This window comes from Microbispora rosea (assembly GCF_900156315.1).
GTDB lineage: Bacteria > Actinomycetota > Actinomycetes > Streptosporangiales > Streptosporangiaceae > Microbispora > Microbispora rosea.
Genome location: NZ_FTNI01000006.1, coordinates 99,267 through 111,967 on the forward strand (window position 1 = coordinate 99,267; position 12,701 = coordinate 111,967).

At 69.4% G+C, this 12,701-nt stretch carries 12 protein-coding genes; 7 read left to right on the forward strand and 5 right to left on the reverse strand.

Annotated elements, in window-relative coordinates; translation table 11 throughout:
* Positions 1-197 precede the first annotated feature (197 nt).
* Positions 198-965, reverse strand: a complete 768-nt coding sequence (locus BXA11_RS10920) for a MerR family transcriptional regulator (RefSeq protein WP_076434405.1) — start codon at positions 963-965, stop codon at positions 198-200.
* Between the two features lie 149 nt (positions 966-1,114).
* Here BXA11_RS10920 and BXA11_RS45930 point away from each other — a divergent pair, with 149 nt between their 5' ends.
* Both BXA11_RS45930 and BXA11_RS10925 read left to right on the forward strand, forming a co-directional pair.
* Positions 1,115-1,393 (forward strand): SPASM domain-containing protein, encoded by a 279-nt coding sequence (locus BXA11_RS45930; RefSeq protein ID WP_483237917.1) that lies wholly within the window; start codon positions 1,115-1,117, stop codon positions 1,391-1,393.
* A gap of 137 nt (positions 1,394-1,530) precedes the next feature.
* Entirely contained in the window at positions 1,531-2,016 is a 486-nt protein-coding gene (locus BXA11_RS10925) for an AAA family ATPase (RefSeq protein ID WP_239104935.1), read from the forward strand.
* 358 nt (positions 2,017-2,374) lie between these two features.
* Here the strand turns inward: BXA11_RS10925 and BXA11_RS10930 are convergent, their stop codons facing one another.
* The gene (locus BXA11_RS10930; protein ID WP_076434406.1) at positions 2,375-3,022 is read right to left on the reverse strand and encodes a nitroreductase family protein; all 648 of its coding nucleotides are present in this window, start codon (positions 3,020-3,022) and stop codon (positions 2,375-2,377) included.
* 178 nt (positions 3,023-3,200) lie between these two features.
* A complete protein-coding gene (locus BXA11_RS10935) occupies positions 3,201-4,319 on the reverse strand; it encodes a CaiB/BaiF CoA transferase family protein (protein WP_076434407.1) in 1,119 nt (372 codons plus the stop codon).
* A 75-nt stretch (positions 4,320-4,394) separates the two neighbouring features.
* Between BXA11_RS10935 and BXA11_RS10940 the strand changes: the two genes are divergently transcribed.
* From BXA11_RS10940 to BXA11_RS10950, 3 genes are all read left to right on the forward strand, one after another.
* Positions 4,395-5,384, forward strand: a complete 990-nt coding sequence (locus tag BXA11_RS10940; RefSeq protein WP_076434408.1) for a 2-hydroxyacid dehydrogenase — start codon at positions 4,395-4,397, stop codon at positions 5,382-5,384.
* A 185-nt stretch (positions 5,385-5,569) separates the two neighbouring features.
* Positions 5,570-6,940, forward strand: a complete 1,371-nt coding sequence (locus BXA11_RS10945) for an FAD-binding oxidoreductase (RefSeq protein WP_076434409.1) — start codon at positions 5,570-5,572, stop codon at positions 6,938-6,940.
* A gap of 25 nt (positions 6,941-6,965) precedes the next feature.
* Positions 6,966-8,222, forward strand: coding sequence for a class I SAM-dependent methyltransferase (locus BXA11_RS10950; protein WP_030505773.1), 1,257 nt, complete (start codon positions 6,966-6,968; stop codon positions 8,220-8,222).
* A gap of 6 nt (positions 8,223-8,228) precedes the next feature.
* On the opposite strand, the gene BXA11_RS10955 is transcribed toward BXA11_RS10950, so the two are convergent.
* A complete protein-coding gene (locus tag BXA11_RS10955) occupies positions 8,229-9,755 on the reverse strand; it encodes a long-chain-fatty-acid--CoA ligase (protein WP_076434410.1) in 1,527 nt (508 codons plus the stop codon).
* A gap of 147 nt (positions 9,756-9,902) precedes the next feature.
* Between BXA11_RS10955 and BXA11_RS10960 the strand changes: the two genes are divergently transcribed.
* On the forward strand, positions 9,903-11,171 hold the full coding sequence (locus BXA11_RS10960) for a cytochrome P450 (protein WP_076434411.1): 1,269 nt from the start codon (positions 9,903-9,905) through the stop codon (positions 11,169-11,171).
* Between the two features lie 9 nt (positions 11,172-11,180).
* On the opposite strand, the gene BXA11_RS10965 is transcribed toward BXA11_RS10960, so the two are convergent.
* Positions 11,181-11,600: a hypothetical protein gene (locus BXA11_RS10965; RefSeq protein WP_204053581.1), complete on the reverse strand. Its 420-nt coding sequence runs from the start codon at positions 11,598-11,600 to the stop codon at positions 11,181-11,183.
* A 98-nt stretch (positions 11,601-11,698) separates the two neighbouring features.
* Between BXA11_RS10965 and BXA11_RS10970 the strand changes: the two genes are divergently transcribed.
* The gene (locus tag BXA11_RS10970; RefSeq protein ID WP_076434412.1) at positions 11,699-12,688 is read left to right on the forward strand and encodes a GlxA family transcriptional regulator; all 990 of its coding nucleotides are present in this window, start codon (positions 11,699-11,701) and stop codon (positions 12,686-12,688) included.
* Positions 12,689-12,701 lie beyond the last annotated feature (13 nt).

Sequence of the window (12,701 nt, forward strand, 5' to 3'; positions counted from 1 at the left end):
GGCACCGCGCTGACACTGCCCTCCTGGCCGACCAGGTGCAGGTGATCTTGACCGAGTACCACGAGTTATCTGTCGATGCCGGCGCTGGCAGGCGCTCTACCGGCCGGTCGCGCCTATGGCGACGGTCAGGACGAGCTTCGCCGGCGAACGGCGGACTGAGACGATCCGAAGGAGCTGCCAAGAGCGCGATTGCAGGTTCAGCTCAGCCGGGCGTGCGCGTAGGCGGTCATGGCATCGCACATGTACTCGGCCAGGCCTTCGGCGACCCGCTCGTAGTTCGCCCGGAACTGCTCCTCCTGCGCCTGCATCCGGGCCAGGTGTAGATACTGCGCCGCGGTCGGCGTCCAGGACTCACTCAGGTGCCGATAGTGGACGTCGAGCTCGGCGAAGACCTGCGGGGCGTCGACGGGGGTGCCGGCGAGCATGTGCTCGGCCATCCGTATCATCCCTGCCGTCGCCTCCCGCTGCATCTGCTCCAGCTCCTGTGGAGTGCGGCTGGCCAGGAGCTCCTTCTGCCCGCTCTGCTGCCACTGCTCCGGCCACCGCTCGCGGGCGTCGGCCGCGTACCGTGCACCGTCGAATCCCTCGAACAGGTTCTCCGGTCTGCTGATCTTGGACATGGTCGTCTTCCCTTCGTTCTGCTGAAGTTCGGCGATGGTGCGCTCCACCATGCGGGCAACCTCGTCCAGCCGGTCACGCTCCGCCAGCACGCGCTGGTGGTGCTCACGCAGCGCTGCGATGGGGTCGGTGTGCCGCTCGACGATCTCCTTGATCTCGGCCAGGCCGAGGCCCAGCTCACGCAGCACCAGAACCTGCTGCAAGCGCAGCAACTGGTTCTCCTCGTAGTAGCGGTAGCCGTTCCCGCCGACCCGTGCAGGCAGCAGCAGACCGATCTCGTCGTAGTGGCGCAGCGTCCGAGACGTCACTCCCGACATCTGGGCCACCTGCGCGATCGACCATGCCATGACCGGCTCACCCGTCCTTGTCCATCGCCGAGCCGGTGCTTCCCGGCTCATTCACGACCGTAGAAGTTGACGTAACGAGAAGGTCAAGAGTGATCAGGGCCGGAGTGATCGGTGTTCTGGATGGGCAACGCACGCAGCAGAGCATCGCCGTGCTTGAACGCATCGGTGTTCCCGAGATCGGGTACGGCGATCTACGCGAAGTCGGACGAGGCATCCGGGAGAACAGCCCCAGCGCCGCGCAACTCTGCGGCAACTGCGGAGATCGCAAGGTCGCCATATCGCCCACGGGCGATGTTTGGCCCTGTGTCTTCTCCCGATGGCTGCCCGCCGGCAACGTTCGGGAGACCCCTCGTGGATATCCTCATGCGCAGGACGTTCGCGCAGATCACAGGCGAACTGCAAGCGGAGTTCGCGGTATGCATGGCTAAGCCATGCCGACTGGACCCATGCGGCCCGGACTGTAGCCCGTCAGGTAAACCCGCGCTGAGCGAACCGGCGACTATCCAAACCTTGTGCATCCGGTACGCGCTCACGCTGCCCAACTTCTCCAGCCCGCCCGGAGGCGATGAACGTGCTTCTCACCCGACTGCGCACTCGCCAACCCCCGGAAGGCTGGTCAGCCGCACTACCAGCCGTCTCCTACATTGCCGAACACGGGCTCACCTTGACCGCTCCCGTCACGTTCCTCATCGGGGAAAACGGGTCCGGCAAGTCTACGATCATGGAAGCCATCGCCGACGTCTGCGGCATCAACTCAGCCGGAGGCAAAGCCGGAACACGATACGCCAGCACCGGTCCGGCGACACCACTTGGAGAGATCACCGACGCCGAACTCACCACCGCCGGTCTGCGCCTCCTTCACGGCCCTCGCACCAAACGGCGAGCGTTCTTCTTCCGAGCCGAAACCCTCTTCAACCTCGGCCAGAACGTATCCGGGCGACTCGGATTCTGGGAGGAGGACCTGACCGAGCAATCCCACGGCGAAGGCTTCCTCACCGTCTTGGAACGCATGGTGTCCGGCGCTGGGCTCTACCTCATGGACGAGCCCTAGGCCGCCCTGTCATTCCACTCCTGCCTAACCCTGCTTGGCCTCTTCAACCGCGTCGCGCGTCAAGGCGGCCAGATCATCTGTGCGACACACTCACCCATCCTCGCGAGCCTGCCCGGTGCCCAGATCCTTGAGCTAGGCCAACACGGCATCCGCGCATGCGAGTGGGAGAAGCTCCAGTTGGTTGACCACTGGCGTCGCTTCCTGGCAAAGCCCGACTTCTACCTACGGTACGCACTCGACACGGACTAACCGCAGAAGTCGCCTCCGGCGGGGGGCTCCTGCTCTGGGATGGAGGAGCCGCGCACGGTACTACATCTGAGACAAGAGCCGCTGCATCGGAGGGCGGACGGGAGATCGCTCAGGGCGTCCAGAGGGGCTCGGGGATCTCGAATCCGACCGGCTCGCCCCACTGGTTGCGGAACGACACCTCGTGGACGGGCCGGCGCGGGGCCACGCCCCACCGGCCGGTCGGATAGCCGAAGGTCACGGTGCAGGCCACCTGCCAGCCCTTGCCCTCGGGAACGCCGAGGATCCGTAGGGTCTCCTCGCGGTGGAACAACCCCAGCACGGTGGTCAGCGCGCTGCCCACCCCGAACGCGCGGGCGGCGAGCTGGGCGCTCCAGACCGAGGGGTAGATGGAGCCGCCGCTGGAGTCGTTGCGGGTGAAGGCGAACAGCATCAGGGGATAGGACTCGAAGTGGTCCGCCAGGTGCTGGGCCGACCGCATGACGTTGAGCGTGCGGGTGTCGCCGGTCGCCTCGGCCCGCTCGCGCATCGGCTTGTAGTGCGTCTCGAACAGGACGCCGAGCGCCTTCCGGTAGAGCGGCCCGAGCTGCTTCTTCACCTCGGGGTCGTCCACCAGCAGGAACCGCCAGCCCTGGGTGTTGCCCGGGCTGGGGGCGCGGACGGCGGCGTCCAGGATGCGTTCCTGCACCTCCATCGGGATCGGGTCGGGCTTGACCCGCCGCATGGCGCGGGTCGTGTAGAGGGCCTCGAAAAGGTCCATGTGCGGGAAACTCCTCGATCGTCACGGGGAACGGGAAGCAGGGGGACAGGGAGCAGGGGGGCGGAGCAGGGGACAGCCGGCGCCGTGAGGGGGCGGGGGCGGGCCGGAACGGCCGGGGGAGCCGGTCAGGCCGGTCGGGCCGGAACAGTCGAGGGAGCGGGATAGGGGCGGGAGCCGGTCAGGCGAGCACGCCGGCGGCGCGCAGGGCCTTCGCCTCGTCGCCGGGCAGGCCCCAGGCGCTCAGGTCGTGCAGCCGGGTGGCCGGGGACAGGTCGCCGCGCGGCACGCCGGCCAGCCGGGGCGCGGGCGCGGCCTGCGGCAGCCCCTCGACCTCCACGAACGTGCCGCGCGCCTGGTTGTGCGGATGCCGGACGGCCTCGCGCGGATCGAGCACCGGGGACACGCAGGCGTCGGACCCTTCGAAGACCGCCTCCCACTCGGCCCGCGTACGCGACCGGAAGGCCCCGGTCAGCCGCTCCCTGATGGCCGGCCAGTTCGCCGGGTCGTCGCGGCCGGGCATGTCGTCGATGCCCATCCTGGCGAGCATCTCCGCCCAGAACTGCGGCTCCAGGGCGCCCACGGCCAGGTAGCCGCCGTCGGCCGTCTCGTAGGTGTCGTACATGGGGGCGCCGGTGTCGAGGACGTTGGTGCCGCGCGGGCCCCAGTGGCCGGAGTGCACCCCGCCGTAGAACATCGAGAACAGCAGCGCCGCGCCGTCGACCATCGCGGCGTCGACCACCCGGCCGCGTCCGGTGCGCTCGCGCTCCAGCAGCGCCAGCAGCACGCCGTATGCCAGCATGAGGCCGCCGCCGGCGAAGTCGCCGAGGATGTTGATCGGCGGGGTGGGCTTGCCGCCCGCGCGGCCCAGCATCGACAGCACCCCGGCGATCGCGATGTAGTCGATGTCGTGCCCGGCGGTGGAGGCGAGCGGGCCGTCCTGTCCCCAGCCGGTCATGCGGCCGTAGACCAGTCGCCCGTTCACCGCGTGGAGGTCGGCGGGCCCGATGCCGAGCCGTTCGGCGACGCCGGGCCGGAACACCTCGATCACCACGTCGGCCCGCCCGGCCAGCCGCTTGAAGGCGGCGACGCCCTCCGGCGACTTCAGATCGAGGCCGATCGTGCGCTTGCCGCGGTCCATCACGTCGCGGCGCGGGACGTCGCTCACGGCCTTCACCCGGTCGACGCGCAGCACCTCGGCGCCGTGGTCGGCCAGCATCATCCCGGCGAACGGCCCGGGCGCGAGACCGGCCAGCTCCAGCACCCGGATCCCCGCCAGCGGCCCCCGCGACTCCTCCATCCGAACCCTCCTCAGAGCGGCATCACTTCACGCGCTTAGTAGAACATGTTTCTGTAGACATGCGAGACTGCGCCGGTGACGTGGAATGTTCTCGCGCTGCCCCCGCTCCCCGAGGACGCGGTGCGCGGCCTGCTCGCCGACCTCGACGGCCGCGCCGAGGTGCGCGTACCCGCCCGCCACGACCGCGCGGCGCTGCTGGACGCGCTGCCCGAGGCCGAGATCGTCGTCGGCGACTGGAGCGGGGCCCTGGCCCTCGACTCGGAGGCCGTGCGGCTGGCGCCGCGCCTGGCGTTCGTGCAGCAGCCGTCGGTCGGCGTGGACGGGCACGACCTGGAGGCGCTGGCCCGCGCCGGGGTGCCCCTCGCCAACACCGCGGGGGTGAACGCCGCCGCGGTGGCCGAATGGTGCCTGGCCGCCGCGCTGTCGCTGCTGCGCCACCTCGCCGACGGTGACAGGGCCATGCGGGCGGGGGAGTGGCCGCAGTTCGCCTACCAGCGCCGCGAGCTGGCCGGATGCGTCGTGGGAGTGATCGGCTTCGGGCCGGTCGGCGCGGCCTGCGCTCGGCTGTTCCGCGCGCTCGGCTGCCGGGTCTCCTACTGGTCGCGCACGCCCAGGCACGAGGCGTACGGCGCGGCCTACCTGGACCTCGACGCGCTGGTGGCGGGCAGCGACGTGCTCGTCCTGGCCGTGGCGCTCGCGCCGGAGACCCGCGGGCTGATCGACGCGGAGAGGATCGCCCGCATGCCCAAGGGGTCGGTGCTGGTCAACGCGGCCAGGGGCGGGGTGGTCGACCGGGCGGCGCTGCTGGCCGCGCTGGAGTCCGGTCACCTCGCCGGCGCGGCGCTGGACGTGTACGACAGCGAGCCCCCGGCGCCGGACGACCCGCTGCGCTCCTGCCCGCAGGTCCTGCTGTCGCCGCACGCCGCGGGGGTGACGCCCGAGGCGACGACCCGGCTGATCCGGTGTGTGCTTGACAACATCACCGCCGCGACGGACGGCCGTCCGGTCGTCAACGTGGTCAACGGCGCCGATCCGCTCGTTCGCCGACGTTCGCCCAGGTTATGACGGTTTACCCTGTTACGGCAGGGGCGGCGGAGGCGATGAAAAAGGGCAGGATACGATCTACGCCGACGGGGCGCCGCGGGAATTCCAGATAGTTTTCGCGGGCGTAACGTGTCTACTCTGGTCTGCGTTCCCCTCCGGGGATAGCGTGCCAAGAGCCGATCTCTACGATCCATGGGGGTGGTGTCATGCCAGAGCGCACGGCCAGTATGACCGCCCATAGCAAGGCCGTCGAGCAGATCAGGGACTCCTACGCGGCCATACCCGAGGACTCCGCGCCCCGGCTGGCCAAGGCCACGACGAACCTGTTCCGCTTCCGCGCGCCGGCCAAGACGGCCACGCTGTCCGCCCGCGATCTGGACCAGGTCATCCACGTGGACCCGGTGTCCATGACGGCCGAGGTCCAGGGCATGACGACGTACGAGAACCTGGTGGACGCAACGCTGCCGCACGGGCTCATGCCGTACGTGGTGCCGCAGCTCAAGACGATCACGCTGGGCGGCGCGGTCACGGGCCTCGGCATCGAGTCGACGAGCTTCAAGGACGGCCTGCCGCACGAGTCGGTCGAGGAACTGGAGATCCTCACCGGCGACGGGCGGATCGTGGTGGCCCGGGCCGACAACGAGTACGCGGACCTGTTCCACGCGTTCCCCAACTCCTACGGCACGCTCGGCTACGCGCTGCGGATCCGCATCAAGCTGGCCAGGGTGAAGCCGTACGTCAAGCTGACGCACATCCGCTTCAGCGACGCCGACAAGTGCATGCTCGCCATGCAGGAGATCTGCGAGAGCCGCGAGCACGACGGCGAGCAGATCGACTTCGTCGACGGCACGTTCTTCGGCCCCGGCGAGCTGTACATCACGGTGGGCTCGTTCTCCGACCGGGCGCCCTACACGTCCGACTACACCGGCATGCGGATCTACTACCAGTCGATCCGCAGCCGTGTCCGCGACTGGCTGACCGTGCGCGACTACCTGTGGCGCTGGGACACCGACTGGTTCTGGTGCTCGCGCGCCTTCGGCGTGCAGCAGCCGCTGGTCCGCTCGCTGCTGCCGCGCCGCTACCTGCGGTCGGACGTCTATCGCAAGCTCGTCGGCCTCGACCAGAGGTACGGCGTGACCGCCCGGATCGACCGCTGGCGGAACAACCCCGTGCACGAGTCGGTCATCCAGGACGTCGAGGTGCCGATCGAGCGCGGCGCCGAGTTCCTGGAGGTCTTCCACGACAAGGTCGGCATGACCCCGGTGTGGATGTGCCCGCTCAAGGCGACCGGCGAGTGGGCGCTCTACCCGCTGGAGCCCGGCCGCCTGTACGTGAACTTCGGTTTCTGGGGCATGGTTCCGCTGCCGCGCGGCCAGTACGACGGGTACTACAACCGGTTGATCGAGCGGGCGGTGCATTCGCTCGACGGCCACAAGTCGCTGTACTCCACCTCTTTCTACGAGCGGGAGGAGTTCTGGCGGCTCTACAACGGAGACGCCTACTGGCCGGTCAAAAGCGCCTATGACCCGGGCGGCCGGCTGCTGGACCTCTATGACAAATGCGTCAGAGGCCGGTAGGCGTCGTTACGTCGGGAGAGGTGCAATGACTCTTGCGAAGATCTTCGAGAAGATCGTGGGTCCTGACGCGGGCGTCGAGTTCGTCGCCTACGACGGCAGCAAGGCCGGATCCTCGGGGGCGGACCTCCGCATCGAGGTGAAGTCGCCGGCGGCGGTGGCCTACCTCGCGCAGGCGCCGGGAGAGCTCGGCCTCGCCCGCGCGTACATCTCCGGGCACATCGACGTGCACGGGGACATGTACACCCTGCTCGATCGGATGTGGTCGCTGACCCTGAACGACCTGCCGCTCAGCGAGAAGGTCGCCGCGATCCGCTCGCTCGGGATCAAGCCGCTGCTGATGCGCGTGCCGCCGCCGCCACAGGAGGCGCGGCAGAGCACGCTGGCGAGACTGGGTAGCCGGCACGCCAAGCAGCGCGACGCCGAGGTGATCCACCACCACTACGACGTCTCCAACCGCTTCTACGAGTGGGTGCTCGGCCCCTCCATGGCGTACACGTGCGCGGTCTTCCCGCGGCAGGACGCGACGCTTGAGGAGGCGCAGTACACGAAGTTCGACCTGGTCGCCAAGAAGCTCGACCTCAAGCCCGGCATGCGGCTGCTGGACGTCGGCTGCGGCTGGGGCGGCATGGTCATGCACGCGGCCAAGGAGTACGGCGTGAAGGGCCTGGGCGTCACGCTGTCGCGCCAGCAGGCCGAGTGGGCGCAGAAGGCCATCGCGGAGGCCGGGCTGTCGGAGCTCGCCGAGGTCCGCTACACGGACTATCGCGACGTCGCGGAAACCGGTTTCGACCGGGTCAGCTCGATCGGCCTCACCGAGCACATCGGCAAGGACAACCTGCCGTCGTACTTCTCCTTCCTGTACGGCAAGCTCAAGCCGGGCGGGCGCCTGCTCAACCACTGCATCACCCGCCCGACCAGCACCGAGAAGACCCTGAACAAGGGCGGTTTCATCAACCGCTACGTCTTCCCCGACGGCGAGCTGGAGTCGGTGGGCCACCTGATCCGCCAGATGGAGGACACCGGTTTCGAGGTCCGCCACGAGGAGAACCTGCGCGAGCACTACGCGCTGACGCTGCGCGAGTGGTGCAAGAACCTCGACGCCAACTGGGACGAGGCGGTCGAGGAGGTCGGCCAGGGCACCGCCCGGGTCTGGCGGCTCTACATGGCCGGCTGCGTCGTCGGGTTCGAGCGCAACAAGGTGCAGCTGCACCAGGTGCTCGGGGTCCGGCTCGACGAGGGACAGTCGCACGTTTCGCTGCGCCCGTCCCTCGACTGGCCGTAGAAACCGTTACCGCAGCTCGCGCTTGAGGATCTTGCCGGTGGCGGTCATCGGCAGGGACTCGCGGAACTCCACGATCCGCGGGTACTTGTAGGCCGCCATCGTCTCCCGGCACCACGCCACCAGTTCCTCCTCGGTGGTCGTGGCGCCGGGCTTGCGGATGACGTACGCCTTGACCTCCTCGCCGTGGGAGTCGTGGGGCACCCCGACGACCGCGGCGAGCGAGACGGCCGGATGGGTCATGAGGACCTCTTCGATCTCCCGGGGATAGACGTTGAAGCCGCCTCGGATGATCATGTCCTTGGCCCGGTCGACGATGAAGTAGTAGCCGTCCTCGTCGCGCCGGGCCACGTCGCCGGTGCGGAACCAGCCGTCCTTCATGACCTGGGCCGTCGCCTCGGGCCGGTTGTAGTAGCCCTTCATGATGTTGTGGCCGCGGACGGCGATCTCGCCGATGTCGTCGGCCGTGTTCCACTCGGCGTCGACCAGCTTCATCTCCACGCCCCAGATCGGCGTGCCGATCGAGCCGGCCTTCGCGGGCCTGCCCGGCTGGTTGAACGAGGCCACGGGCGCGGTCTCCGACAGGCCGTACCCCTCCAGGATGTCCACGCCGAACGTCGCGCCGAAGTCCTTGAGCACCTCGACCGGCAGCGCCGAGCCGCCGGAGGCCGCCGTCACCAGGGAGGACGGCACCTCGGCCGCCCCGGCGTGCACCGCGGTGAGCATGGCCCAGTACATGGTCGGCACGCCCGCGAACAGCGTCACCTTCTCCCGCTTCATCAGCGTGAGGGCCTCGGCCGGCTCGAAGCGCGGCATCAGCACGAGCGTGCCGCTGCGCCGGAACCCGGCGTTCATCAGCACCGTCTGCCCGAAGGAGTGGAACAGCGGCAGCGCGACGAGATAGGTGTCGTCCCCCTGCCGGGGGAACATCTCGTCGCTGACGAGGGCGTTCATGACCATGTTCTGGTGGGTGAGCTCGGCGCCCTTCGGCTGGCCGGTGGTGCCGCTCGTGTAGAGGATCACCGCCGTGTCGTCGGCGGAGGTCTGCACGGTCTCGAAGTCGCCGGACACCCCGTCGAGGGCCGCCCACAGCGTCTCTCCGAGCTCGGACTCGGTGGCGAACGGCGTGGCCGGCAGCACGAAGAAGTGCTCGGCGCGCTCGGCGCCGGCGAAGCCGGCCCGGCCCCGCTCGCCCAGCGGCAGCTCCGGCGAGCCCTCGAAGCAGAAGAAGGCCTTGGCGTCGGAGTCGTCCAGGTGATAGGTGATCTCCCTGGCCTGCAGCAGCACGTTCAGCGGGACGACGGTCGCACCCGTCTTGAGGATCCCGTAGTAGACGAACGGGAAGTACGGGACGTTGGGGCAGGCCAGCGCCACCTTGTCGCCTCTGCCGATGCCGCGCGAGACCAGCAGGTTGGCCACCTGGTTGGCGACGGTGTTCACGAGCGAGTACGGCAGGCGCATGTCGCCGAAGACGACCGCGGTGGCGTCGGGCTTCTCCCGTGCGCTGTCTTCCAGCACGACGGCCAGGTTGAGCATCGCCGCTCCCTCTTCTATCGGACCCTCGGTCCATACCAACCGGTAGGTACCTCAGCGTAACGGCTCGGGGAGTGGAATTTGAGGGTCCGGTTACAAGGGCGTTCTCGACCCTTGACGATGCTGTGCCCCCGCACAAGAGTGGGCGTTATGGACACGGCTGCCGACCTGTCCCACATCCCGTTCTGGGGGCTGCCCCAGGCCGAGCGGCACGAGGCGTTCCGCCGCCTGCGCGCGCTCGACCACCCCGCCTTCTTCCGCGAGAACAAGATCCCCTTCATCGGTCACGGCGCCGGTTACTACGCGCTGGTGCGGCACGCCGACGTGACCGGGGCCAGCCGCGACCCCGCCGTCTTCAGCAGCGAGCCGACGGCCAACAGCGTCCCGGACATGCCGCGCTGGCTCGCGGTCTACTTCGGCTCCATGATCAATATGGACGATCCCCGGCACGCCCGGCTGCGGCGGATCGTCTCGCGGGCGTTCACCCCGCGCATCCTGGCCAAGATGGAGGAGGACCTGGGCCGGGCCGCCCGGGAGATCGTCGGCGAGGCCGTGCGGGAGGGGCCGGGCGACTTCGTCACTCAGATCGCCGCCCGATTACCCGTACGGGTGATCTGCGACATGATGGGCATCCCGGCCGAGCACCACGACCGGGTGCTGCGCCGTACGAACACGATTCTGGCCAACGCCGACTCCGAATATTCGGGCGTCGCCGTGGACCCGTCCCGGCCGGACGGCTCCTTCGGCCGCTGGACCACGGCCCGGGGCCTGGCGGCGCTGCTGCGGGCCGGGCACGACCTGAACGCGCTGGCCCGCCGCCTGGCCGGGGAGCGCCGCCGCCGGCCCACCGACGACCTGACCAGCATGCTCGTGCACGGCGAGGAACACCTGACCGCCCAGGAGCTCGGCTCGTTTTTCATCCTGCTGGTCGTCGCGGGCAGCGAGACGACCCGCAACGCCGTCGCCCACGGGCTCAAACTGCTCACCGACCACCCCGGCCAGCGCGCGCTGCTTCTGGAGGACTTCGACGGGCGCATCGCGGGCGCCGTGGAGGAGATCGTCCGCTACTCCAGCCCCGTCATCCAGTTCCGGCGCACCGTGACACGGGACCACACGATGAACGGCCACGACTACCGTGCGGGCGACAAGGTCCTGCTGTTCTACAACTCGGCGAACCGGGACGAGACGGTCTTCCGCGATCCCGACGTCTTCGACATCACCCGCAGTCCCAACCCCCACGTCGGCTTCGGCGGCCACGGCCCCCACTACTGCCTGGGCGCCCACCTCGCCCGCCGGGAGATCACCGTGATGTTCCGCGAGCTGTTCGGCCGCATGCCCGCCATCCGATCCGTGGGCGAGCCGTCCTATCTGCTGTCCAACTTCATCAACGGCGTCAAGCACATGAGCTACCGCTTCTGAACGCCGGCGTCAGTGCGCGTACTCGTCGCGGCGCCGGAACATGGCCGCCAGCATCAGCGGGAACATCGCGACGTGGGCCGCGACCATCAGGGCCATGCCGTCGATCAGGCCCAGCCACAGGAGCGGGAACAACGGCACGACCGGGACGAACATCGCCCCGCACATCTCCAGGACCGGAGCCCAGGCGTGACCGCGTACCCGCATCCAGACGGCCATGCCGGCCGACATGTCGAACGCCATCAGCAGATAGGCGAGCTCGGGATCACGGGCGTACGAGGGGTCGATCCCCAGAGCGGACCACAGCAGGCCGAGCGCGAACATCCCCGCGAACATCGCGACGATCATCTCGATGTAGTGCAGGGCGAAACGACCCCATCGCCGTGTGGCGGTGCGGCGACCGGTGTGCCTTACAGGCGTGGTGTCAGTCATGGCCCAACTGTCCGGGCGGCCCGCGACCGCGCCAAGGAGCGAGACGGGGACGGGTCCGAAATCTTGGGGTCTCCGTCCGTCCGGCCTACAGTTGTCTCATGATCCAGCGGCGCGTGGTGGTCGTCGGATATCACGCGGCGGAGCTCGTGGACATCGCGTGTGTGACGTCAAGCCTGATCATGGCGAACGCGTACGGCGCGTCCCCGTGCTACGACGTGTGCCTGGCCACCCCCTCGGGTCTGCCCGTCACCTGCGGCAGCGGGTTGACGCTGCAGGGGCAGGAGGCGCTCGAACGCGTCACGGGGCCGCTGGACACGCTTGTCGTCTCCGGGGGGATCGGGCACGAGGAGGCGGCGGCCAACCGGGTCATCGTCGGGCACGTCCGGCGGCTGGCGCGGGAGAGCCGCCGCGTCGCGTCGGTGTGCACGGGCGCGGCGGTGCTGGCCGCCGCCGGCCTGCTCGACGGGCGGCGTGCCACCACGCACTGGCAGTTCGCGCACGCGCTCGCCGCACGCCACCCGGAGATCGACGTCGACTCCCGCCCGATCTTCATCCGCGACGGCAATGTCACCACCGCCGCCGGCGTCACCAGCGCGCTGGACGTCACGCTCGCTTTCATCGAGGAGGACCACGGCCCGGCCCTCGCCAGGCAGGTGGCCCGCAACCTGGTGACCTACCTGCAACGACCCGGCAACCAGGCGCAGATGAGCATGTTCACCGAGGGCCCGCCGCCCGGCGACGGCCTGGTCAAGCGCGTCGTCGACCATGTCACCGGCCGTCCCGACGCCGACCTGTCCACCGCCGCCCTGGCGGCCGGCGCGGGTGTGAGCGAGCGCCACCTGACGCGGCTGTTCCTCAAGCACACGGGCCAGACGCCGGGCCGGTTCGTGCGCCGGGCCCGCGCCGAGGCCGCCGCCCATCTGCTCGCCTCCACGTCGCTGCCGATGACCGCGATCGCGGTCCGCTGCGGCTTCGGGACCGCCGAGGCCCTCCGCCTGGCCTTCGTCGACCTGTACGGCGTCCCGCCCTCGCGCTACCGCTCGACGCAGGCGACCGCGTTGCCGTCCTCCTTCACAAACGACGAGTGACGATTCTGTCGGT

Excerpts from the sequence above, each read along its gene's own strand:
- BXA11_RS10920 (WP_076434405.1), bottom strand. The coding sequence starts at position 965 with ATGGCATGGTCGATCGCGCAGGTGGCCCAGATGTCGGGAGTGACGTCT.
- BXA11_RS10925 (WP_239104935.1), top strand. The coding sequence starts at position 1,531 with ATGAACGTGCTTCTCACCCGACTGCGCACTCGCCAACCCCCGGAAGGC.
- BXA11_RS10930 (WP_076434406.1), bottom strand. The coding sequence starts at position 3,022 with ATGGACCTTTTCGAGGCCCTCTACACGACCCGCGCCATGCGGCGGGTC.
- BXA11_RS10935 (WP_076434407.1), bottom strand. The coding sequence starts at position 4,319 with ATGGAGGAGTCGCGGGGGCCGCTGGCGGGGATCCGGGTGCTGGAGCTG.
- BXA11_RS10945 (WP_076434409.1), top strand. The coding sequence starts at position 5,570 with ATGCCAGAGCGCACGGCCAGTATGACCGCCCATAGCAAGGCCGTCGAG.
- BXA11_RS10950 (WP_030505773.1), top strand. The coding sequence starts at position 6,966 with ATGACTCTTGCGAAGATCTTCGAGAAGATCGTGGGTCCTGACGCGGGC.
- BXA11_RS10955 (WP_076434410.1), bottom strand. The coding sequence starts at position 9,755 with ATGCTCAACCTGGCCGTCGTGCTGGAAGACAGCGCACGGGAGAAGCCC.
- BXA11_RS10960 (WP_076434411.1), top strand. The coding sequence starts at position 9,903 with ATGGACACGGCTGCCGACCTGTCCCACATCCCGTTCTGGGGGCTGCCC.
- BXA11_RS10965 (WP_204053581.1), bottom strand. The coding sequence starts at position 11,600 with ATGACTGACACCACGCCTGTAAGGCACACCGGTCGCCGCACCGCCACA.
- BXA11_RS10970 (WP_076434412.1), top strand. The coding sequence starts at position 11,699 with ATGATCCAGCGGCGCGTGGTGGTCGTCGGATATCACGCGGCGGAGCTC.